Here is a 21,610-nt window from a genome sequence, read left to right on the forward strand (position 1 = left end):
TGGAATTGGACCACCAAATTGCACTAAGTTATCTTACTTTTTTGGCTCTATTCTAACAAAACAAGGAAGAACAAATTGCGGTGATTTCTAACTATTAAGAAATGTTTTATGGAATGAACTAGTTTCATCAATTGATTGATACCCTTTCAATAAAAATTTTGGCTATCTCTGGATCAAACTGAGAACCCGAGTTTTTTTCTATCTCGTATAAAGCTTGCTCTTTACGCATGGCACTTCGGTATGGTCGTTCGCTTATCATTGCATCGTAGCTATCTGCAAGGGCTATAATTCTCGAATCCCTAGGTATTGCTCGACCTTTCAACCCTTTTGGATAACCTGCACCGTCCCATCGTTCATGATGTGCCAATATACACTCAGCTAATTCCGACATCTCATACGATGAATTCAGTATTCTATAACCTATATCTGGATGTCTTCTAATCTGGTCCCATTCATCTTCGTTTAGTTTTCCAGGTTTGTTAAGTATTCCTTCTTCAATAGCAATCTTCCCGATATCATGGAGCAGGCCAGCAACTTTAAGTCTGCTTATTTCGATTTCAGATAAGCCTAGCGTTCTTCCTATGGACTGACATATTTGACTTACCCTTTTAGAGTGTTGTTCTTCCCTCGGATTTTTTTCGTGCAGGGTATTGATGATTGTGTTGATTATATGACTCCTCGTACCTTCATTTTCAACAATTTTATGTTTGTACATAGAATTTTCTGCATTTTTTAGGATTCGCAGTATATCTTCATCACCGTTTCTCTTAGTCTCCCAACCAAACGAAATACTCATATGTATTGAGTTGACTTGTATTTTTAAACAAAGCTCCTTTATCCTTCTAACAATATCCTCGGCCTCTTCTTTATTAGCCTTGGGTAGAAGGATGACAAATTCATCGCCCCCCCAGCGAGCAACAATATCATCACTTCTACACACACTCTGAATGGCCATAGCTGCCTTCTGTAACAGCTCATCCCCTTTATCATGACCAAAGGCATCGTTTACGAGCTTAAGTCCATTTACATCTCCAATAATGATCGAAATAGGGAGATTTCTTATGGTGTCTAATCGTTTAACTTCTTCTTCATAGAACCTTCTATTATAAAGACCTGTTAAAACATCATGATAACTAAGATATCGATTTTCGTTTTCTCGTTTTTTTCGGTCCGTGATATCCCGTACGATGCTGAGAAGAACTCTTTTATTCCCAAGAAAGGTTCCTTGAGAGCTTACTTCAACGTCAATCGGAGTACCATCCTTTAGATAATGGATAGTCTCGAATATAATTCCTTCATTATCTGCTAACTTCATTTGATCGATTACATAGGATCTCTTTTGACCCCTTAAGTCAAAAATAGTTATGGATAAAAATTCTTCATGCGTATATCCATAAATTCTTACTGCTGCATCATTAACTTCAATGATATTCCCCTCTTTATCAATGAATATCATAGCGTCGTTTGCTTTTTCTGCAAGAATTTGATATTTTTGTAATCTTTCATACAGCAATTTCCGCTCAGTAATGTCAATTCCTATTCCTGCAAAATACTGTTTGCCATCAATTGTTATCGAACTGGCAGTCAAGTGCATTGGTATTTTGGTACCATCTTTTTTTTGTAAATTAGCTTCAGTATCTCCAAATCCATTTTGATTGACCTTTTCTATACCTTCAATTACGGCTGTCTGACTTTGAATATCTTCTTTATACCAATCCAACAAATTCTTATGATCCAACTCCTCCGACAAATACCCTGTCATTTCTTCGTGTTTCTTATTCCATCTCACTAACCTACTTTCATCATCGTAGAGATAAATCATTCCTGGGGCACTATCAAATAAAGCATCCGTAAATACTCGTTCCTTCTTTAACTCATTTTCTGCAAGTATCTTCTCTACAATCTCTTCTTCCAAGATCGTATTCAAATCCTGTAACTGGTTTGTTCGTTCTATAACTTTTATCTCTAATTCTGCATTTAGTTGGTTAATTTCGTCTTCGGCTTTCCTACGTTTAGCAATCTCTTCTTCAAGCGTTGCATTGATTTCTTCTAACTCGGCATTTATCTCCTCGAGTTCTAAAGTTCTTTCTCTTATCCTTAGTTCAAGTTCGCTATTTAATTTAGTAATTTCTGCTTCATCGATTATCTTTTTATTTATTTCATGAGTTAATGAAATATTTTTTATTGCATAATTCGTAAGCTGCTGGACATTAAGAAAAAGGAAATTGCATACATTCACAAATTGCAATTTAGACATGCGTTTAACTTTAAGCAATTCATCTCTATAAATATCACGGTCCACTCCAATTACATCTGCGTATGATAGCATATCTTCAATCTCATAATCTTCATCCAGAACTTGTCCAACTAACCAGTTAGCAATATGCTTACCTCCGACAATAATACTCACTCCTCCATCAATCAGCCCACCACTTAAACATCTTTGAATTCTGGGGCCATCTTTCTGGGGGCTGCCAATGATCGAATCTGAGATTAGACAATTTTTATGACCCTTTTCGGTTTTTCTTACTACTTTGTTACACAAACCACAAAATCCGCTAGGTTCAGTTATCGGTGTTCCATCAGGTTCTGTGATAATTGATGCTACTCCAGTAGCGGCAGCAAAAAGGTCCTGTAGTTTCTGAATCTTATTAAGATCAAAGATGTCTAAAAACCTATACGCGGTATTATTGACGTGATTGTTAAAACCGAGTGTTTCGTCCACTCTATTACACCGACCTTTATTGTCATATGACTTATTACTCCTTTGGTAACTCAAATTTGACGCTAACAGTGGTGCCGAAAGAATTTGAACAAAAATCTATTTCTCCCGAGTATTTTGTTACAATTGTTTTGTTCAATATCTGCTCACAAGTTGAACTTTCCTACAGGTTCGGTAAGATTTCACCAATCTTTGCTAAAGCGTCTTCAGATTGACTTACGGACGCTTTAGTAGGGGGTCGTTCTTCAGATGAACCCGAAACTCTTGGGTACTAGCAGCAGTTTGTTCCAATAACGCCGATATTCTCCACTGATTTAACAGCTTGCGGACTCCCAACAGCCATTTGGTTCGTTGCTTCCAGTGACTTGACAAATCTGTTCAAAGACTGTTCTAACCTCTTACACACAATGGTTCTGACCGAATTCCCAGCAAGATTACAACTTCCACTCTCGCGGCAAACGTAAACGATTTATTAATTTCATAATAAATTTAACTAGCTTCCCTCTTCACAAAAAAAATGACGCCCAAACAAAGATCGGCGACAAGTTTTGTTCGGTAACCCGGCTATCTTACACATTTTGGGTGAAGACCCGTGGCTTTGCGTCCCCAGTTCTCACTGGGTTTGCCTTTATCGCTGATATAAAATTTAATGAATAATCAAAGAAGGGTTAAAGTCCTGATTAAGTAGGGCTTTGGAACCACTGAGACGTAGTATATTATACAATATACTAAAGTTCAACACGCTTTATCCAATATAATGAATTATTATAGTTATATGACAATTCAACCTTTATTTTGACATAGTTAAGTACTATTCGACATATTTTCTTGCCTTAAACGATATCTTTCCCTAGTTACAATAAAAAGTCAATATTATAAGACTCCATAATCCATAACTGCGTTAATTTTTACCATCTCCAAAAATGGTGTGTTTCTGCTTATTTTTGGCAGAGTTAATTCCGAAGAAGACATATTACTTTTCCAGTCTTGGAAAAGCCCCAACTTAGCAGTCTACCCCCCCTACCGCCGGAAGTAAATTACACTGAAATATTACGAACATAAGGGGTTTGTCCAAGGATCGCCGTGAAAAGATAAATAATTCTGTGCAATAATTTCTATAGGATAATCGAGCTTAAAAGGTGGATTTAACTATCAAAATATAATGTCCCCAGGGGGTTGGACACGAAACAGAAAAAATAAGATAATAATGGTATGAGGAAGTAAAGAAAACCGTACAACCCAACAGAAAAAGCGAAGATCGTCTTGGAGGTTCTCGGAGAGGGAAGTACTCTAAATGAGATCGCCGCCAAGTATGAAGTCAGTCCACAGCTTATTTGTCGATGGAAAGCGGAGTTTATTGAAAATATGCCCGCTGTTTTTGATAAGAAGAATACAGAAGTTGAGCAACTTAAGAAAGAGCATGCTGCCGAAAAGGAGGATCTCATTACCCATATCGATCAGTTAACGGTCGAAATGAACTGGCTCAAAAAATACAAGAGCAAGTCTTAGAAATACGGAAAAGAAGGAAGTTATAGAGTTCGACAACCCGGAGATTACGGTCAAACATCAGTGCAACCTTTTACGACTACCTCGGTCATCTGCCTGTTACAAGAGTCATGGCGTAGTGGAACTGAACTTATATTCTAAAAGTAACAGGCGGTCTTTAAGTGTGGCTTAAAGACCGCCTGTGTTTTCGAAAGATAGTTGACATATTTGTACCTCAGAACTCAAATGGGTTTTTCAGTAACGATTTTATTTCGCTGCAAATTCATTAGCTTCCTTAACTTTAACATATACAGGGCAACCCATAATGTACATTAAAAGTTGTTTTTTCATTACATGACACCTTCTTTTAATTTATTGTGAATTATATTAAGATATGCCTTTTGCTTACATTTTTATCATCTCTTGGTCTATGCGCTTATTTTAAGCCAACTTTATATATAAATAAAATATATAATTGGAATATAAATTATGCACAAAATGAATGATTAAGTTTAGAATTTAGCCGTGGTTCAAAGAATTCTACGACCTGTGTTTCCAAACAAACCTCTATCAAGCTTTAAAAGCCTTAATAGTGCCTTTTAGGACTTACTTCTTCTCCTTGAGTCCGATAAAAACCTTATGAAAAGAGCCGCCATTACTTATGGCAGCTCTTAGGTTTGTACATTCATTTTTGCAGCGCTAATTGGTTTATTCCATCCGCACGCCGGATCAGGGCATTGGATGCAGCCTCCGTCATGAATCACTGTAGCTCCACACCAGGGGCAGGTATTTTTATCATTATTCATAATCAACCCTCCGTTTCCCAGACATCAAAATAGCATAAGTCCTACAGGTATCCAGAGGAAGTCACAAGCAGCAATAATTTTTCTCTTTATAACTTAGAGATTGTTTAAATCTTAGGAATAAATTTCCCCGCAAAGCCGTTGGATTTTCTGGTTTTTAACCCTGCTCTCACAGGTGGGTATCCTCAACTCTAGTTTTGGTCTTCCCCTAACTGGGGCCTGACCTAAGTAAAGTTTATTGAGATTCCCGAATTTATAAATAGGATTAAAACCAAAATTAATCTCGCACATTGCAGGAAGCTTATTTTAACAAAATTAAATTTAAAAAGCACTAGCAAATTTTTGGTAAAGGAGTAATTTCTTAAATACTAGGCATACAAGCATAAATTGGTTCCTATAATTGAAGTTGCGTCAAGCAAAAGTCCCCTCGACCATTATGCACGAGGGGACTTTGATTATTTACTTCAACAAGGCTTTTGAGTCATATGAAGGTATAACTTGGTTTCCTTGGGTTATTTCTATTAGATTGACAGGTCGAAGTGGGCGATATTGTTGAAATCATTTGTTTGAAAAGCATTTGTTGCTTTCCTTCAAATTCAAGCATTATGGTAAAGCTGTCACTCCCAATGATTATACCCCTAAATTGTAAGCCCTTTATTAAATGCACAATGACTGGTGTTTTTGTGGTTTGTAGTTGCTCTAGGTATGCGTCTTGCAGTTTGCTTTTAATAACCATATTGGCGCCTCCATCTACAATAATGCCTATAGTGAAATTTTTAATATTTTGATTACTAACCAATAAGTTAAGGTTGGCCTATGATGGGTTAAAAAGTCAACCCTTAGTATATTATATTAACCATGTGGTTTCAGCGGGTTACAACCTTATAAATGAGCGGTTGTTTTTGGAATAGCACAAATCTTTAATCTTCTTCAGAGCAGAATGATAACCCTAATTCCTTAAGTTTAAATTCCACTTCTTCTAACGACTTGAGCCCAAGATTACGCACCTTGAACATCTCTTCTTTTGTCTTTTGGGTTATATCTTTAACTGAACTAATTCCTGCCCGTTTCAAACAGTTGTATGAACGAATGGATAAATTAAGATCTTCAATCGACATTTTAAGATTTCTGTCTTGTTGTGAGTCTTTCTCTATTTCTTCCATAGATTCATGAGCATCGAATGAAGTAGTGAGGCTCATGAAAAGTCGGAGGTGGTCACTAAGGATTTTCGCAGCCTTACTAGTCGCCTCCTCGGGAGATATACTGCCATTTGACCATGTTTCGAGAGTTAATTTATCATAGTCTGTGATTTGACCAACTCGCGTAGCCTCTACAACGTAGTTGACTTTATATATCGGGGCAAATATGGAGTCAATAGGGATAACTCCATCGTCTGACATCTTGATTTTAGCAGCAGAAACGTAGCCATAACCGCGCTCAACTGTCATTTCCATATTCAGTCTTCCATCGTTGCCTAATGTTGCTATTTTCAAGTCTTTATTTAGGATCTCGATGTCTGAATCACTAATAATGTCCCCTGCTGTAACTGCGCCTACGCCTTGACACTCTAAGCGAATAACCCTGGGTTCATCCGTGTATCCCTTTAAAGCAAGGGATTTTATATTGAGAACAATGTCCGTGATGTCTTCCACAACCCCTGGAATCGTTGAAGATCCGTTGGGTACACCTTTTATTTTGATAGATGTAACCGCTAATCCTGGCAAAGAGGACAGTAGAATGCGTTTTAAAGAATTACCTATGGTTATGCCATATCCTCGTTCAAGAGGTTCAACAATGAATTTAGCATAAGAACCGTTCTCAGAACGCTCAATACACTCTATTCGGGGTTTTTCCATTTCTAACATCTGTTACACCGGCCTTCTCTAACAGTCTTTTAGTGGTCACTTGATGAATTACCTACAAGTTAATATTAATTATATCCATTCTTGCACGATTCAACGCTTTTATACATTTTTCTGACGATTTTTCCTTACGATCCTCGTAATGTTTTTTTTAAGTTACTCAAGCTTTTTTTGCCTAACTTCGGATAATTAGCTATGAATTAGCGGGAGTTTGGATAAAAGACGTGAATGTTTGTGGGACTTGAAATTAAGTATAGTGATGCATGAATACATTGGTAAAGTAGGTCTTGCCCCTCCAGTATACACCGTCCTCTCAATTCTTTGTAACCCTTCGGAAAAATCATAAATATATAATCTAAGTAGGAAGGTTAATTTGAAAGCCTATAGGGGGGATTATAGTATGGACGATGATTGGGCTCAAATTTTTGGTACTTGTGAACGATGTGGTATTGTTAATGTTGATCTCCGTTATAACCCTAGATTAGACTGCACTATGTGCTTCTCATGTTGGGAAGAAACAGAAGAAGAATAGATATGAAGATTAAGTCTTAACCCCTGGTCATAACGTCCAGGGGTTTTTCAATGATCGAAAGATAAAATAATACAATTGAAGGTGTTCACGTAATCGGCCGTATGATCTTCAAAAAGGCCATCGAATCCGAGCTGATAAAGAATGATCCAACTCAATATGTAACTATCCCAACAATCATTAAAACGATTAAACAGCTCGAACAAGAAGAGGAAAAAGACTATTTAGGACACCCAGAGATCATGGAGCGACTGGGGCATAAAGATGACGAAACGACAAGAGTTGTCTGCATGCACACGACAAAAGCCATGAAAAAAGAGGCTTCTCAAAAGTTCAGTGAACTCGTGAAAAACCTCTGATTTATACGATACCCCTTGCAGGTATCATTTTTTCTCTGAAAATGTTACCATTTTGTTACCGTTGGGGCATTTTTGGAGGTTCTCGTCCCTCGAAAGTGGCTTATATCAAGGGTTTCAGGGCTTGACTTACATCATTCCGCCCATGCCACCCATGCCGCCCATACCGCCCATGCCAGCCATGGCACCAGCGCCGCCATCTTTGGCAGGAAGGTCGGAGACTAAGCACTCTGTGGTTAAGAGCATAGCTGCGATGGAACCGGCATTTTGCAGAGCTGAACGTGTAACTTTAGCCGGGTCAACAATACCTGCAGCGATCATGTCTTCATATACTTCAGTGACAGCATTGAAGCCAGTTCCTCTATTGGAAGAACGAACTTTCTCAACCACAACTGAGCCTTCATGACCGGCATTGTTGGCGATTTGACGCAGGGGCTCTTCCAGAGCACGACGAATAATCATAACTCCAGTTCCTTCGTCTCCGGTCAGTTGAAGTTGATCTAAAGCGGAAACAGCATCAATTAAGGTTGTTCCGCCTCCGGCAACAATACCTTCTTCAACGGCTGCACGTGTAGCAGCTAAAGCATCTTCGATACGAAGTTTCTTTTCTTTCATTTCGGTTTCGGTTGCTGCACCTACTTGAATGACTGCAACACCGCCGGAAAGTTTAGCTAAGCGCTCTTGGAGTTTTTCACGATCAAAGTCGGAAGTAGTTTCTTCGATTTGTCTCTTGATAGCTTCGACACGTTTCTTAATATCCTCAACGTCGCCGGAACCCTCAATAATCGTGGTTTCCTCTTTAGTAATGCGAACCTGACGGGTACGTCCAAGCATATCGATCGTAGTGTTTTCCAGCTTCAGACCGAGGTCCTCGGTGATAACGGTTCCGCCTGTTAGGACTGCAATATCTTCCAGCATGGCTTTGCGACGATCACCAAAACCAGGTGCTTTAACGCCCACGCAGACAAACGTTCCCTTAAGTTTATTGACAATAAGAGTTGCTAAAGCTTCTCCGTCAATATCTTCGGCAATGATCAACAGTTGCCTGCCAGCTTGTACTACTTTTTCCAGTACGGGCAGCATATCTTGAATTGAGCTGATTTTCTTATCCGTGATCAGGATGTAGGGATCATTAAGTACGGCTTCCATTTTTTCCGTATCGGTAACCATATAAGCCGAAATGTAGCCGCGGTCAAATTGCATTCCTTCAACTACTTGAAGCTCGGTGGTCATGCCTTTGGCTTCTTCAACGGTGATAACTCCGTCTTTACCGACTTTTTCCATAGCTTCCGCAATCAGGTTGCCGATGGTTTTATCGCTTGCTGAAATCGAGGCAACTTGGGCAATTGCTTCACTCGTTTCCACAAGTTTGGCATTAGCTTTGATGTCTGCAACAACAACGTCAACTGCTTGTTCAATCCCACGTTTAATTCCCATGGGGTTTGCACCTGCAGCTACATTCTTGAGTCCTTCTCTAATGATAGCTTGAGCCAATACTGTAGCGGTCGTTGTACCATCTCCAGCAACATCGTTTGTTTTTGTAGCTACTTCTTTTACAAGTTGGGCACCCATATTTTCGAATGGATCTTCGAGTTCGATGTCACGCGCAATTGTGACTCCGTCATTTGTGATTAATGGAGAACCAAATTTTTTATCTAATACTACGTTACGCCCTTTAGGTCCTAAAGTAACACGAACAGCTTCAGCGAGAGCATTGACACCGCGTTCTAAAGCATGTCGAGCATCTTGGTTAAAAATAATTTGCTTTGCCACGTTATTCACTCCTTAATAAGTATTAATATCAGTGATTTAAATTAACCGATAATAGCCAAAATATCTGCTTCTTTCAAGATCAGGTATTCTTCACCATCATACTTCACTTCAGTACCAGCGTACTTGGAATAGATGACTCTATCGCCTGTTTTAACATCAAGCACAACACGAGTCCCTTTTTCCATTTTGCCAGGTCCTACTGCAACAACTTCACCTTCTTGTGGCTTCTCTTTAGCGGTGTCTGGCATAATGATTCCGCTTTTAGTTTTTTCTTCCATCGGGAGTGCTTTAATGATCACCCGATCTGCGAGAGGTTTAATGTTCATGAAGAAAAGACCCTCCTTAATGTTTGTTATTTATTACTTGTTAGCACTCGACATTGTTGAGTGCTAACAATATATCTATAATAATATGCAAGGAAACACGGGAAAGCAACCCCCCTAAATCCTTAAAATCAGCCTTGTATGTTAAATAGGTTCAATTTACTCCTATTCTCTATAAAAGCCGTTATATTAGATTTAGCTCTAGGCCTCCCCAGTCCCTTCTTACCACTAACCACTATAGTTTCCATATTCTCCCCATTCTATGCATGTTTAAGCATCTAACATCAACTTTGATTGACGTTGGGTTACTTCCTCAAGCATAGGCCCTAGGGCTTCTGTTACCTTCTTTTGCTGAAGGTTTAGGAGATATATTTTGGTTTTGCCAATTTTTAGATTCCGATCGGAATGTTCTTTTTCAATAAGCATATTTTCTCTTAACATATAGCGAATAAACTCTTTAACTTGAGGAATCGATCGTCCTAAAAGTTCAGCCAAAGCCGCTCTTGCCTTTGTGGAAGCAACGTAGGGCAGTCGGATTTGAAGAGTTCCAATAATTTGTATCCCTTGAGTTAGATCCTGTTCGGGCTGATACTCTACTTCAGGGTTTTCATGGAGTACCCATTCCAAGAGATCATCTCCTTCACAATATGGCTGCAAAGAATGATGAACACTACCGCCTACTCCTATTACTTTGACTTCTTTTCCCCATGCCCTAATTTTTCTTAAAAGGGAAAGAAAATCGCCATCACCGGTAATTAACAAGAAAAGGTCAAAGGTAGATGCTCGCGTGAGTAAGATCTCTTGGGCTTCCAGCATCAATTCTAAATCAGCCGCGTTTCGACGAAGCCCTGTACTAGCAAAATTGTTCTTGCTAAATACATGCCTTGTAAAAACATTCGTTTTCTCAAAAGTGGTTTGTGTCCGCCAAAATTCCTCGCGATCGAAATTAGCGTACAAATATACTGCTTGTAAATCCGTATTGCTGCGCTTCGCATATAGCTGCAAATATTGCACCAATTGTTCTGGCGTCAATTCATAACCATGTTCAAGCAAACTAGTCCAAATGTTTTCGTAATCAACAAACGCAATGGCTTTCATTATTATCATCACCTTTCAAGCCATGTCTACAATAATATACGCTAAACTCTGGACAAGGGTGACAGGCCAAAAGTAGATAGCCGTAAGATAATGAATTAGGGACCTCCACAACGGTATGTTATGAAAGCCCCTATTATAGGTCTGTAGAATCTTAGTTTACTTAGTTGGAGTTCCACATTCATTGGCTTCGCCTTTAAGAATTTGCAAACCATGGGGTAAGGCAGGGGAAATAGCATGAAAACATTCGCGAACAGCCTTAGGGCTTCCAGGCATATTGATAATCAACGTTCGTTTTCTTAAAACTGCCACAGCTCGACTAAGCATCGCCTTCGGCGTTACCTTTAAACTTTCCAGGCGCATCACTTCCGCTATGCCAGGAACCAAACGATCGGCTACTGCTAATGTTGCCTCTGGAGTGACATCTCGCGGGGAAAATCCTGTACCTCCCGTCGTTAGAATCAAGTCTAAACTAAGTTCATCCACCCACTGGCGCATGGTTCCTTCAAGCATTGACTGATCGTCAGGAAGGATAATATATTCGGCAACCTCCCAATCCATACTTTGGGCCAGCTCTTTAAGGGCAGGGCCTGAGAGATCTTCTCGTTCTCCGCGAGATCCTTTATCGCTGGCTGTAATGATTCCAATCCGCATCATTATTCGATTACCTCAATGGTATCTCCGACACGAACCGCGCCGCCTTCCAACAAGCGAATAAAAATCCCTTCTTTTGGCATGACACAATCCCCGGCCTGATAGAATATTGCACATTTCGTGTGACATTCCTTTCCGATCTGTGTCACTTCTCCAATGCTTTTTGCTCCTATTTTTAATTTTGTTCCGATCGGAAGAGTATGTAACTCCAACCCCTCTGTCGTTAAGTTCTCTGCAAAATCTCCAGGACCGACATTCAGCCCTTTATCCTGCATGGTTTTAATGCTTTCCATTGCTAATAAGCTGACCATTCGATGCCAGTCTCCGCCATGGGCATCTCCTTCCAGACCAAAATTTACCTTTAAAATTCCCTCACCCACATTTTTTTTGCGCATACCTTTTCGTTCACTTGTACAAACAGCAACTATTTTACCCAATCTTAGTGCTCCTCTCTCATTAAGGCTTTTTCTGAATCTAGTCATTTAAAACATGATAAAACTTATCTTAGCGCATATAGTGACCGCTTTTTCCGCCCTGTTTTTCTACTAGATATATTTCTCCGATAGTCATTGATTTATCAATCGCTTTGCACATATCGTAGATAGTTAAAGCAGCCACACTTACCGCAGTGAGCGCTTCCATTTCCACCCCTGTTTTTCCTTGAACTTTCACAACTGCTTCAATCTCTACTTCTCCAGTCTCTACTTCTCCAGTGTCCTTCAAGCTGAAGCTGAGTTTTGTCCCTGTAATTCCTAGAGGGTGACACATAGGGATTATCTGCGAGGTCTGCTTAGCTGCCATGATTCCCGCAACTTGGGCAACGGCCAAAACATCCCCTTTAGCGATAAGACCCGAACGAATGCGTTCCAGAGTATCTTTCTTCATCAGTACTTTGCCATGAGCTACCGCAACACGGGAAGTTTCTGCTTTATTACTAACATCTACCATTCGCGCGCGACCTTGTTCATCAAAATGGGTTAAATCATTCATCTTCTACCCTCCGATCTGGGACATAGTGCGCTGCCCTTGCAGAGCTTCTTGATTCATATGATGTTCTGCAGGTTTATGCCAAACTGCCTGAGCGAACAGATCTAACAATTCTACATCTGTAGATCCATTACGCAGCCCTTCGCGCAAATCGACTTCGTGCTTGCTGTGCAGACAAGGTCTCAGTTTACCATCTGCAGTAAGGCGAATTCGATTGCAAGAGCTGCAAAAATGTCGGCTCAAGGCACTGATAAATCCTACACTTCCTTTATAACCACGCGGTTGAAAGTACTCTGCGGGCCCTCCCCTAGAATATCCTCTTTGGGAATATACTGTTTGATTTTTAATAGTTCTTTCATTTCCTCTATAGGAACAAAATCATTCCTTCGCTCAGAACTTAATCCAATCGGCATAAGTTCTATGAAGCGAATATGGAGGGGATATTGCTTAGCTAGAGCTAGAAAAGAGGGCAACTCTTGGCTATTAACATCGCGTACAACGACGACATTAACCTTCACCGGATCTAATCCGGCCTCAAGAGAACGGAAAATACCCTGAATCACTTTAGAAACATCCCCGCCACGCGTAATCTCCCGAAACCGTTCCGGGTCCATCGTATCTAAACTAATATTTACGCGCTGAACTCCAGCCGCTTTCAAGTCAAAAGCCATTTCCGGAAGCAATAGCCCATTCGTTGTCAGCATAAGATCATCAACTCCAGGGAGTTGAGCGCCCGCTCGAATAAAGTCCAGAACTCCCTTGCGGACAAGTGGTTCTCCGCCGGTAATGCGAAAACGACGAAAACCAAGTTGAGTACTAATTCTCATTAAGCGAAGGATTTCCTCAAAAGAAAGAATATCCTCACGCGGCATCCAAGGTACTCCTGTGCTGGGCATACAGTAGTTACAACGAAGATTGCAGCGATCCGTTATGGAAATTCGTAAGTAGTCAATTTGCCTTTGAAATTGATCCTGCATAAAAATACACCTTACTTTTCTAGCTCTTAATAAGTATAATAGACTTGGCTGGAACTAACCCTTTTGACAGCACAAAAAATCCCGCGGTCTGTAAACAGCCGGGGGATTTTTCCTCCTGTTGACAGACTCCTTTCCAATGGGAGGTATTACAGTTTCCCATAATACCCGAGTGTCTTGAGACACATGTCTGGTCACCATAGCCTTGCGTTAGGAGATCCAGCTTCGGAGCATTCAGTATTAGTTGCTTTTAATTAATTCAATAAATAGTATTTTCTTATAGTAAGTTATTCGCCATAAATCTCTAAATTCCTTTTCCCTATTATTTACTGGCAGGAAGTATCGTCCTTTTAAAGAAACCTCTCCTTACGCCCGAAGACACTGTCTTCGAACTTGTTAGCTTGCGAGAGCAGAAGCCATTACCTGCACTTATCTGCAGAAATTAATCAAAAAAACATTATACTTTTCTGACAGTATAAAAAAAAGATTCAGGTTTTTTTAAAAATATTGTAAACTAGAGTTAAATCAGGTCCAAGGAGGTATACATGATAAACGAAACAGTTACTTATACCATTCTTAAAGCCAATGGACCACAACTCGAACAGATAGAAGATAGTGTCGTTCGAGAAATCCCATTGACCATTCACTACAACCGAGAAGAAATTGCCACTCTGTTATGCTCCCCTTCTCAGACCGAAGAACTTACCTTAGGTTTTTTACTCAATGAAGGTTTTATTCGTATTCCTGAGGACGTCTATGAACTTCGAGAGGATCCTATAGATCATTTAGTTTGGGTGGAAGGAAAGCCATGTCTTTTGCAAAAAGAACTTATGAGCAAACGATTTGTCTCAGCTTGCTGTGGTAAAAGCCGTGCTTCTTTTTGTTTCGCTAATGACGCGCTTATGGTTAAACCGCTCACCTCAGCCCATAGCATCCCACTAAAAGAAGCTTATGAATATACCAATTTCTTACAGTCCCACCTTCCGCTTTTTCAGGCAACTGGAGGAATACACAGTGGTGGCGTGGGTTATCACGGAAAGGTGATCCTAACAAGCTATGACATCGGCCGACACAATGTCTTCGATAAACTAAACGGCAGCGCCTTTCGCTCCGGATTAGAGCTTGAAAACTACATTATCTTCTTTAGTGGGCGAGTGTCTTCAGAGATTCTGCTTAAAGTCGCTAAAATGAGGGTCCCCATCCTAATCGCCCGAGGTGCTCCAACGGATATGGCACTGTCACAGGCTGCTGCCTTAAACATCACGATTGTTGGCTTTGCCCGAGAGCAACGCCTGAATATCTATACTTGCCCTGAGCGAATTAGTGGTTAAGGGTTCTCGACCAATCCTCTGGAGTATTCACATTACAAAAGACATCTTCTAAATTGGAGAAACTCGCCAGGTCTGAGTCATCCACATACCTTACGCTGCATACTGGGTAAAGATCTATAATCTTGAGGTGTCCCTTCTCAAGATTATTTTTAATATGCGGGAGACAGCGCCGATTATAAAAAGCATGCAGTGGGTGCAGACCCGTTCGAAGCCGAGGGACTACAACATCATAGTTTGGCGTCCAAGAAAACTGAAAGCGAATTAACTCCTCTTGCAAAAAGGGCATATCACAAGCTACAAAAAAAACGGTTTCAAAGCTTGCTGTCATTAAACCCTGGCAAAGACCTTCTAAAGGACCTCGGCCTGGAATTTTATCTTGGATAATAGGGACATTGAAGTCTGTATAAAGTTCAGGCTGATTGCTGCTAATTAACACTTCCGTAAACACTGCTTCCAAAACTTTTAAACTTCGCTCTGCAAGAGGTTGGCCTTCCAATTCCAGGAAGGCCTTATTTTTTCCCATCCTCGAGCTTTTTCCACCAGCTAGCAGAATACCCGTCGCTTTTAACTTGGCAAGTTGTTTCTCGGGATTCACCAAATTAATAATTTTCGAGACCTCCTTTATCTTTAACAGGGGAACAGCAATTCTGCCTTCAAATGTACCACATCAAGTTTGTGCTGTCACCTTGACGAATGCGATTGGGGTCTGTGTTCAATGAAGGAAGTTATATTATCAAGGGTAATAAAAAGGGGCTTCGTTAAAGTGAAGCCCCTTTCATCAATTTATTTATTAAGTTTCGAGATCTTTACGCCACAAACCTTGTACTCATAGGTTTTCGTGACTTTATCGTAGGCCCCGTTCGTTAAAACGTTCGTGGGCGACTGCATATAGTGAAGCGTCATAAAGAGCATTCCTTCAGGTACTCGCTGCGTCAATCTGACCTTTGTTTCCAGCTCTCCTCGGCGAGATGCCACCTTGACAACTTCTCCATCGTTAATTGCCAATCGTTGGGCATCGTTGGGGTTGATCTCGGCCAACTCATCTGGAGAGTGTTCCACCAAGCCCTTTGAACTTTGAGTGAACACATTGTAATGCGAGAGCTTACGCCCGGTATTAAGCAAGAAGGGATACTCCGCATCGGGTTGTTCTCCAGGCAACTGATTTTCGATGGGTACAAAAAGCCCTTTGCCCCTGCTGAACTTCCCTTCGTGCAAAAACTTAGTCCCGGGATGATCTGCACTAGGCACCGGCCATTGCAGCCCTTGTGTTCCCAGACGTGCATGGGTGATTCCCGCAAATTGGGGAGTCAGCTTGGCGATCTCCTGCATAACCTCTTCAGAGGAAGAGTAAGGGAATGGATAGCCCATTCGATTAGCTAGCTCACAAATGATTTCTCCATCAGTCTTGGCATTTCCTATGGGTTTAATGGCCTGATTGACCATCTGCACCCTCCGCTCCGTATTTGAGAAAGTACCTGTCTTCTCAGCGTAGCTTGCGCCTGGTAAAACGACATCTGCCAGCAACGCAGTTTCGGATAAGAAGATTTCTTGTACTACGAGGAAGTCTAGAGCTTTTAACCCTTTGCGCACGTGGTTGGCGTCCGCATCTGTCATCACGGGATCTTCACCCATTACATAGAGAGCACGCAGATTTTTGCTCACAGCAGCCTCAAACATGTCAGGAATCATAAAACCGGGATTGGGGTCAAGGGGAACACCCCAGGCAGCTTCGAATTTTGCCCGGACTTCAGGGTTGGCTACCTGTTGGTATCCGGGGTAAACGTTAGGTAAGGCTCCCATATCACAGGCACCTTGAACATTATTTTGACCACGCATTGGATTAACTCCTGAGCTTTCCTTGCCAATGTTTCCTGTAAGCATAGCAAGGTTTGCTAAACTCATGACATTATCCGTACCGCAAGTGTGTTCTGTAATCCCTAACGTATAGAAGATCTGAGCCCGTTCAGCAGTTGCATAGATTCTGGCAGCTTCCTCGAGTTGCTCCACCGGAACACCAGTGACTTGACTGACAACCTCAGGCGTGTATTTTTGAACTGACTCTTTAAGTTTTTCAAAACCTTCTGTACGTTCTTCAATGAATGAACGATCTTCCCAGCCATTGGCAAGAATAATATTCATAATCCCGTTGATAAGAGCAATATCCGTTCCCGGACGAAGTCTTAACCATACATCCGACCGTTCTGCAAGATCGATGCAACGGGGGTCTGCTACAATAAGTTTTGCTCCCTTAGCTAAGGCCTGCTTCATCTTGGTTCCAATGACCGGATGAGCCTCCGTTGCATTTGAACCGATAACAAACATCACCTTAGTATTCGGTATTTCGTTAATAGAATTAGTCATAGCACCTGAGCCAAATGAAGTGGCCAGACCGGCCACAGTGGGAGCGTGTCAGGTCCTTGCGCAGTGATCAACATTATTGGTCCCGATCACCGCGCGCATAAATTTTTGCATCAAGTAATTTTCTTCATTCGTACAATGGGCTGAACTTAACGCTGCAAGAGCATTGGGCCCATAAGAATCTTTAATTTCCTGAAACTTGGTTGCGACCAAATCTAAGGCCTCATCCCATTCCGCCGGAACTAAGACTCCATCCTTTCTAATCAGAGGTGTCGTCAAACGTTTAGAGCTATAAATCATATCCATCCCAAAACGACCTTTTACACAAAGGGCTTTGCCATTCACAGGAGCGTTTGGATTCGATGTCACGCCAATGACCTTTCCATCTTTAACATTTAGATCAAAGTTACAGCCCACTCCACAGAATGGACAAGTAGTTTGCACTTTGGAGACTTCCCAAGGACGTCCCTTCCCAACCATTTGTTTTTCGGTCAAAGCTCCGACTGGGCAAACTGAGACACAAGAACCACAGAAGTCGCAATCCGACTCGTTATAGGGAAGGTTGAAGGCAGGGCCTACCTGGGTATCGAAGCCACGGAAGGAGAAATCTAAAATGCTTTTTCCTTGAATTTCCGAACAAGCCTTGATACATTTCCCACACAAGATACACTTATTGGGGTCTCTTAAAATAAAAGGATTTCCTTCATCCACAGGAAGATCGCGTTTCTCTCCTTCAAAGACTTCTCCTTTTACGCCGTATTCATAAGCATACTCTGCTAAAGAACAGGCCCCCATTTTCTCACAGGTCATACAATCTAAAGGATGATTGGCAACCAAAAGTTCCAGGATAGTTTTGCGTGCTGCGCGAACCTTGGAATTTTGGGTCTCAATTTTCATGCCTTGAGTTGTTTGGGTAACACAAGAGGGAGGCAGATTTCGCATTCCTTCAATTTGAACAACACATAAACGGCAGGCTCCGGCTGGGGTAAGCTCCGGATCATGGCACAAGGTCGGAATCGGGATATTATTCATGCGGCAGGCCTCAAGGACAGTCGTTCCTTTAGGAACGCTGACTTCACGCCCGTCAATTGTTAATGTAAGCCACTCCAAAGTGTTTCACTCCTCTCAGTTTGTCCATTATTTAGCGTAAGCTCAAAACTCTGGTTATGAGCGAATAACTGCCCCAAACTTGCATTTATCCAGACATGTCCCACACTTAATGCAATCCTCTTCTTTAATGACATAGGGTGTATTCTTATCTCCTTTAATGCAGTTAGCCGGGCAATTTTTAGCGCAAAGGCTGCATTTTTTACATTTTTCGGGGTCAATTGAATAACTAAGCAACGCGGAACATACATGCGCCGGACACTTATGATCCAAAATATGCGCCTCAAACTCATGTCTGAAGTATTTAAGCGTCGCCAAGACGGGGTTAGGGGCATTTTGACCCAAGCCGCACAAGGAAGTTTCTTTAATTGTTAAGGCCAGATTTTCCAGCGTATCGAGGTCTTCAATTTTCCCCTCACCTTTGGTGATTCTATCCAGAATGTCGTACATCCGCTTATTTCCTTCACGGCAAGGGGTACATTTCCCACATGATTCCTTCTGCGAAAAGTTCACAAAGAAGCGGGCAATATCCACCATGCATGTGGTCTCATCCATGATGACAAGTCCACCTGAACCGACCATAGCCCCAGCATTGGTCAACGTTTCATAATCTACGGACAGATCGAGCATGTCCTCGGGCAAACATCCTCCCGATGGGCCTCCGATTTGCACAGCCTTGAAGGCCTTACCGTTCTGAATTCCGCCCCCAATATCAAAGATGATCTCCCGTAACGTTGTTCCCATTGGGACCTCAACCAGCCCTGTATTATTCACCTTCCCAGTCAAGGCAAAGATTTTAGTTCCTTTGCTTTTTTCCGTTCCGAATTGAGCATACCATTCTGCACCATGGCGCATGATATGTGGAATGTTTGACCAGGTTTCCACATTATTAATGTTCGTTGGCTTTCCCCATAGTCCACTGACCGCTGGAAAAGGCGGACGCACACGCGGCATACCACGCTTACCCTCGATTGAGGCCATGAGGGCAGTTTCTTCACCGCAAACAAAGGCACCTGCACCGGCAAATACTTTCAAGCGGAAATTAAAACCGGAGTTCAAAATATTGTCCCCTAGAAAACCCGCTTCCTCTGCCTGCTTGATCGCAATTTCGAGATGCTTAATCGCTAAAGGGTACTCCGCTCGGCAATAAACATACCCTTCATCGACACCAATTCCATAGGCTCCGATAAGCATTCCTTCTATTACAGAATGCGGGTCTCCTTCAAGTACGCTCCGGTCCATGAAAGCTCCCGGATCCCCTTCGTCAGCATTACAAATAATATATTTTTTGTCACTGGGAGTTTGTTGGCAGAAGCTCCACTTCAAACCCGTCGGGAAACCAGCCCCACCTCGTCCACGCAGGCCTGATTTTTTAACCTCTTCGATAACATCGTTAGGCGACATCTCTTTAAGAACCTTTTCCAAAGCTTTGTAGCCATCACGTGCCGTGTAATCGTCGATTCGCTGGGGGTCGATAATTCCGCAGTTTTTTAGAACAATCCTATGTTGTTTAGCAAAAAAGCGAATATCGGACATTTTAGGGATGGGTTTTTGAGTTTCCGTATCTAAAAGTAAGAGACGCTCTACCCTTTCACCCCTCATAACATCCGAGGCCACAATTTCAGCAATATCGTCTCCATTAACACGAGTATAAAGGACATGCTGGGGTTCGATTACAAGAGTTGGTCCTTTTTCGCAAAATCCTTGACATCCGGTACCTACTATACTTACTGTATCTTCAAGTCCTTGACGCTTTATCTCTTCTTTTAAGATATCGATAATCGGAAGTGCCCCTGATGACGCACAACCAGTCCCTGCACACACTAGAATCCGTTGATTCTCTGCCATCCCTTTATCCCCCTACTCGTATTTGGCCAATATCCCGGCGATGTTCTCCGGTAACAATCGTCCATGAACCTCATTATTAATGGAAATTACCGGCGCGAGACCGCACGCTCCAATACAGGCCACAATCTCCAACGTAAAGCGCCCATCTTCCGTTGTCGCACCATCTTTAATCTTTAATTCCTTCTCAAGAGTTTCTAATACTTTTGCCCCTCCACGGACATGACAGGCTGTTCCTAAACAGACATTAATCAGATTCCGTCCCACAGGAGTTAGGCGAAATTGGGCATAGAATGTCACCACGCCATAAATCCTGGATAATGGGATACGGGTTGCTTTGCTAATGTGTTTAAGAACGTGAGCCGGCAAGTACCCATAAACCTCTTGAGCTCCTTGCAAAATCGGGATGAGCGGCCCCTTCTCATGGCGAAACTTGGCGATGATTTCGTCCAATTCGATTTGTTTAGGATCTACTAGATTCTCACACACGCTGCTCAAATAAATACCCCCTATTTGAATTCCTAGATTCTAAAAATGGTAAACATTGTTTTCTGTGACCAACATCGTCATTTTGGCATCATGCATATCTACAGGGACTTGTTCAATAATTTGACATTCAAAAGCAATGGCAATTCTAGGTACTGTTGGCTTGATTCGCATAAAAAAGCGATCATAATAGCCCCCTCCATACCCCAAGCGGTTTCCCTGGAGATCGAAACCAGCACCTGGCACAATGATTAAATCGATTTCAGAGGGGTCTGCTTCTCCAATAGTTAGTTTTGGCTCTCGAATTCCCCAAAGACCTGGTTCAATATCTACTCTTAGATCGCGGGTCTCAATTGGCAGAAGTAGCCCCTGGGGCGCACAACGAGGCAAGATTAGCCTTTTCTTACTGGCAATCGTAGTTTCTGCCAAAGCTGTTGTCTCGACTTCGTCGCGAAAATTAAGAAATAGCATGACAGTCTGAGCTTGCTTAAACTCTGGCAAATTTAAAACGTTTTGCTGAATTTGCCGACTCCTGTTTTTTCTCTCCTCATTTCCCAAACCAGCCCGCAAATCTAAACACGATTTGCGCACTTCGGCTTTGAGTAACGATTTATCCTCACTCATATCAGTACTGCCCTTTCGGTAAAATCACGTGCTTATCAGAATTATTCGATCAATAATGTCAAAGTCCTTCCTGAAATTTTAAATTTTATAAAGTATAATTTGAATCTTTTAATTATACTAAACTTTGGCCCTTTAACAACAACAGTCTATTACTATTAATAAATATCAGAAATTTCTATATAATTTGATAACTTGTTTGTTGATATTAGGAGTTTAAATTAAATGACACCTCAAATTTTAGTTTCACATTATTTCGAAGCTGTACGTTAAAGTTCAATAAATTTGGTCAAGGTTTT

The 21,610-nt window shown here is 41.5% G+C and carries 18 protein-coding genes, 1 other RNA gene, 2 pseudogenes and 2 riboswitches; of the genes and pseudogenes, 4 read left to right on the forward strand and 17 right to left on the reverse strand.

Annotated features, from left to right (window positions below; genetic code table 11):
- Window positions 1-127: 127 nt before the first annotated feature.
- Window positions 128-2,725 carry a PocR ligand-binding domain-containing protein gene (locus VZF35_RS09990; protein WP_407313226.1) on the reverse strand — a complete coding sequence of 866 codons (2,598 nt, stop codon included), beginning with the start codon at window positions 2,723-2,725 and terminating at the stop codon, window positions 128-130.
- A gap of 548 nt (window positions 2,726-3,273) precedes the next feature.
- A riboswitch (cyclic di-GMP riboswitch) is annotated at window positions 3,274-3,359 on the reverse strand.
- Between the two features lie 602 nt (window positions 3,360-3,961).
- Between VZF35_RS09990 and VZF35_RS09995 the strand changes: the two are divergent.
- A pseudogene (locus tag VZF35_RS09995) lies at window positions 3,962-4,231 on the forward strand (transposase); the annotation flags it as partial.
- A gap of 647 nt (window positions 4,232-4,878) precedes the next feature.
- Here VZF35_RS09995 and VZF35_RS10000 read toward each other — a convergent pair.
- From VZF35_RS10000 to VZF35_RS10015, 4 genes are all read right to left on the reverse strand, one after another.
- On the reverse strand, window positions 4,879-5,013 hold the full coding sequence (locus tag VZF35_RS10000) for a hypothetical protein (protein ID WP_407313228.1): 135 nt from the start codon (window positions 5,011-5,013) through the stop codon (window positions 4,879-4,881).
- Window positions 5,014-5,133: 120 nt separating this feature from the next.
- Window positions 5,134-5,312: non-coding RNA, 6S RNA (gene ssrS / locus VZF35_RS10005), on the reverse strand.
- Between the two features lie 179 nt (window positions 5,313-5,491).
- The gene (gene hfq, locus VZF35_RS10010) at window positions 5,492-5,746 is read right to left on the reverse strand and encodes an RNA chaperone Hfq (protein ID WP_407313230.1); all 255 of its coding nucleotides are present in this window, start codon (window positions 5,744-5,746) and stop codon (window positions 5,492-5,494) included.
- A gap of 184 nt (window positions 5,747-5,930) precedes the next feature.
- The gene (locus VZF35_RS10015; RefSeq protein ID WP_407313232.1) at window positions 5,931-6,875 is read right to left on the reverse strand and encodes a DNA-directed RNA polymerase subunit alpha; all 945 of its coding nucleotides are present in this window, start codon (window positions 6,873-6,875) and stop codon (window positions 5,931-5,933) included.
- Between the two features lie 397 nt (window positions 6,876-7,272).
- Here VZF35_RS10015 and VZF35_RS10020 point away from each other — a divergent pair, with 397 nt between their 5' ends.
- Complete coding sequence (locus VZF35_RS10020) at window positions 7,273-7,404, forward strand: hypothetical protein (protein WP_407313234.1); 132 nt, start codon at window positions 7,273-7,275, stop codon at window positions 7,402-7,404.
- A gap of 101 nt (window positions 7,405-7,505) precedes the next feature.
- The gene (locus VZF35_RS10025; protein WP_407313236.1) at window positions 7,506-7,760 is read left to right on the forward strand and encodes a hypothetical protein; all 255 of its coding nucleotides are present in this window, start codon (window positions 7,506-7,508) and stop codon (window positions 7,758-7,760) included.
- Between the two features lie 126 nt (window positions 7,761-7,886).
- Here the strand turns inward: VZF35_RS10025 and groL are convergent, their stop codons facing one another.
- The 7 genes and pseudogenes from groL to moaA all read right to left on the reverse strand — a co-directional run bounded on the left by groL (window position 7,887) and on the right by moaA (window position 13,566).
- A complete protein-coding gene (groL, locus tag VZF35_RS10030; protein ID WP_407313238.1) occupies window positions 7,887-9,530 on the reverse strand; it encodes a chaperonin GroEL in 1,644 nt (547 codons plus the stop codon).
- Window positions 9,531-9,571: 41 nt separating this feature from the next.
- Window positions 9,572-9,856 (reverse strand): co-chaperone GroES, encoded by a 285-nt coding sequence (groES, locus tag VZF35_RS10035; protein WP_407313239.1) that lies wholly within the window; start codon window positions 9,854-9,856, stop codon window positions 9,572-9,574.
- Window positions 9,857-10,123: 267 nt separating this feature from the next.
- Window positions 10,124-10,951, reverse strand: coding sequence for an NYN domain-containing protein (locus VZF35_RS10040; RefSeq protein ID WP_407313241.1), 828 nt, complete (start codon window positions 10,949-10,951; stop codon window positions 10,124-10,126).
- A 156-nt stretch (window positions 10,952-11,107) separates the two neighbouring features.
- Window positions 11,108-11,605, reverse strand: a complete 498-nt coding sequence (gene mog / locus VZF35_RS10045) for a molybdopterin adenylyltransferase (RefSeq protein ID WP_407313243.1) — start codon at window positions 11,603-11,605, stop codon at window positions 11,108-11,110.
- Window positions 11,605-12,039, reverse strand: coding sequence for an MOSC domain-containing protein (locus VZF35_RS10050; RefSeq protein WP_407313245.1), 435 nt, complete (start codon window positions 12,037-12,039; stop codon window positions 11,605-11,607). The genes mog and VZF35_RS10050 overlap by 1 nt, the downstream gene beginning before the upstream one ends.
- Window positions 12,040-12,106: 67 nt before the next feature.
- Window positions 12,107-12,592 (reverse strand): cyclic pyranopterin monophosphate synthase MoaC, encoded by a 486-nt coding sequence (moaC, locus tag VZF35_RS10055; protein ID WP_407313247.1) that lies wholly within the window; start codon window positions 12,590-12,592, stop codon window positions 12,107-12,109.
- Between the two features lie 3 nt (window positions 12,593-12,595).
- Window positions 12,596-13,566, reverse strand: a pseudogene (moaA, locus tag VZF35_RS10060) (GTP 3',8-cyclase MoaA).
- Window positions 13,567-13,676: 110 nt separating this feature from the next.
- A riboswitch (molybdenum cofactor riboswitch) is annotated at window positions 13,677-13,806 on the reverse strand.
- A 302-nt stretch (window positions 13,807-14,108) separates the two neighbouring features.
- Here moaA and fdhD point away from each other — a divergent pair.
- Window positions 14,109-14,894 (forward strand): formate dehydrogenase accessory sulfurtransferase FdhD, encoded by a 786-nt coding sequence (gene fdhD / locus VZF35_RS10065; protein WP_407313249.1) that lies wholly within the window; start codon window positions 14,109-14,111, stop codon window positions 14,892-14,894.
- Here the strand turns inward: fdhD and VZF35_RS10070 are convergent.
- From VZF35_RS10070 to VZF35_RS10090, 5 genes are all read right to left on the reverse strand, one after another.
- Window positions 14,884-15,489 (reverse strand): molybdenum cofactor guanylyltransferase, encoded by a 606-nt coding sequence (locus VZF35_RS10070; protein ID WP_407313251.1) that lies wholly within the window; start codon window positions 15,487-15,489, stop codon window positions 14,884-14,886. The genes fdhD and VZF35_RS10070 overlap by 11 nt on opposite strands.
- Window positions 15,490-15,677: 188 nt before the next feature.
- Complete coding sequence (gene fdhF, locus VZF35_RS10075) at window positions 15,678-18,362, reverse strand: formate dehydrogenase subunit alpha (protein ID WP_407313253.1); 2,685 nt, start codon at window positions 18,360-18,362, stop codon at window positions 15,678-15,680.
- Between the two features lie 54 nt (window positions 18,363-18,416).
- The gene (gene nuoF, locus VZF35_RS10080; protein ID WP_407313255.1) at window positions 18,417-20,207 is read right to left on the reverse strand and encodes an NADH-quinone oxidoreductase subunit NuoF; all 1,791 of its coding nucleotides are present in this window, start codon (window positions 20,205-20,207) and stop codon (window positions 18,417-18,419) included.
- A 12-nt stretch (window positions 20,208-20,219) separates the two neighbouring features.
- Window positions 20,220-20,702: an NADH-quinone oxidoreductase subunit NuoE gene (nuoE, locus tag VZF35_RS10085; protein ID WP_407313257.1), complete on the reverse strand. Its 483-nt coding sequence runs from the start codon at window positions 20,700-20,702 to the stop codon at window positions 20,220-20,222.
- A 30-nt stretch (window positions 20,703-20,732) separates the two neighbouring features.
- A complete protein-coding gene (locus VZF35_RS10090; protein ID WP_407313259.1) occupies window positions 20,733-21,314 on the reverse strand; it encodes a 5-formyltetrahydrofolate cyclo-ligase in 582 nt (193 codons plus the stop codon).
- Window positions 21,315-21,610 lie beyond the last annotated feature (296 nt).

Origin of the sequence: Desulfosporosinus paludis, from assembly GCF_045689965.1 — a bacterium.
Taxonomy (GTDB): Bacteria; Bacillota; Desulfitobacteriia; order Desulfitobacteriales; family Desulfitobacteriaceae; genus Desulfosporosinus; species Desulfosporosinus paludis.

Coding starts and splice junctions, on each gene's coding strand:
- VZF35_RS10000 (WP_407313228.1), bottom strand. CDS start 5,013: ATGAATAATGATAAAAATACCTGCCCCTGGTGTGGAGCTACAGTGATT.
- hfq (WP_407313230.1), bottom strand. CDS start 5,746: ATGGTTATTAAAAGCAAACTGCAAGACGCATACCTAGAGCAACTACAA.
- VZF35_RS10015 (WP_407313232.1), bottom strand. CDS start 6,875: ATGTTAGAAATGGAAAAACCCCGAATAGAGTGTATTGAGCGTTCTGAG.
- VZF35_RS10020 (WP_407313234.1), top strand. CDS start 7,273: ATGGACGATGATTGGGCTCAAATTTTTGGTACTTGTGAACGATGTGGT.
- VZF35_RS10025 (WP_407313236.1), top strand. CDS start 7,506: ATGATCTTCAAAAAGGCCATCGAATCCGAGCTGATAAAGAATGATCCA.
- groES (WP_407313239.1), bottom strand. CDS start 9,856: ATGAACATTAAACCTCTCGCAGATCGGGTGATCATTAAAGCACTCCCG.
- VZF35_RS10040 (WP_407313241.1), bottom strand. CDS start 10,951: ATGAAAGCCATTGCGTTTGTTGATTACGAAAACATTTGGACTAGTTTG.
- mog (WP_407313243.1), bottom strand. CDS start 11,605: ATGATGCGGATTGGAATCATTACAGCCAGCGATAAAGGATCTCGCGGA.
- moaC (WP_407313247.1), bottom strand. CDS start 12,592: ATGAATGATTTAACCCATTTTGATGAACAAGGTCGCGCGCGAATGGTA.
- fdhD (WP_407313249.1), top strand. CDS start 14,109: ATGATAAACGAAACAGTTACTTATACCATTCTTAAAGCCAATGGACCA.
- nuoF (WP_407313255.1), bottom strand. CDS start 20,207: ATGGCAGAGAATCAACGGATTCTAGTGTGTGCAGGGACTGGTTGTGCG.
- VZF35_RS10090 (WP_407313259.1), bottom strand. CDS start 21,314: ATGAGTGAGGATAAATCGTTACTCAAAGCCGAAGTGCGCAAATCGTGT.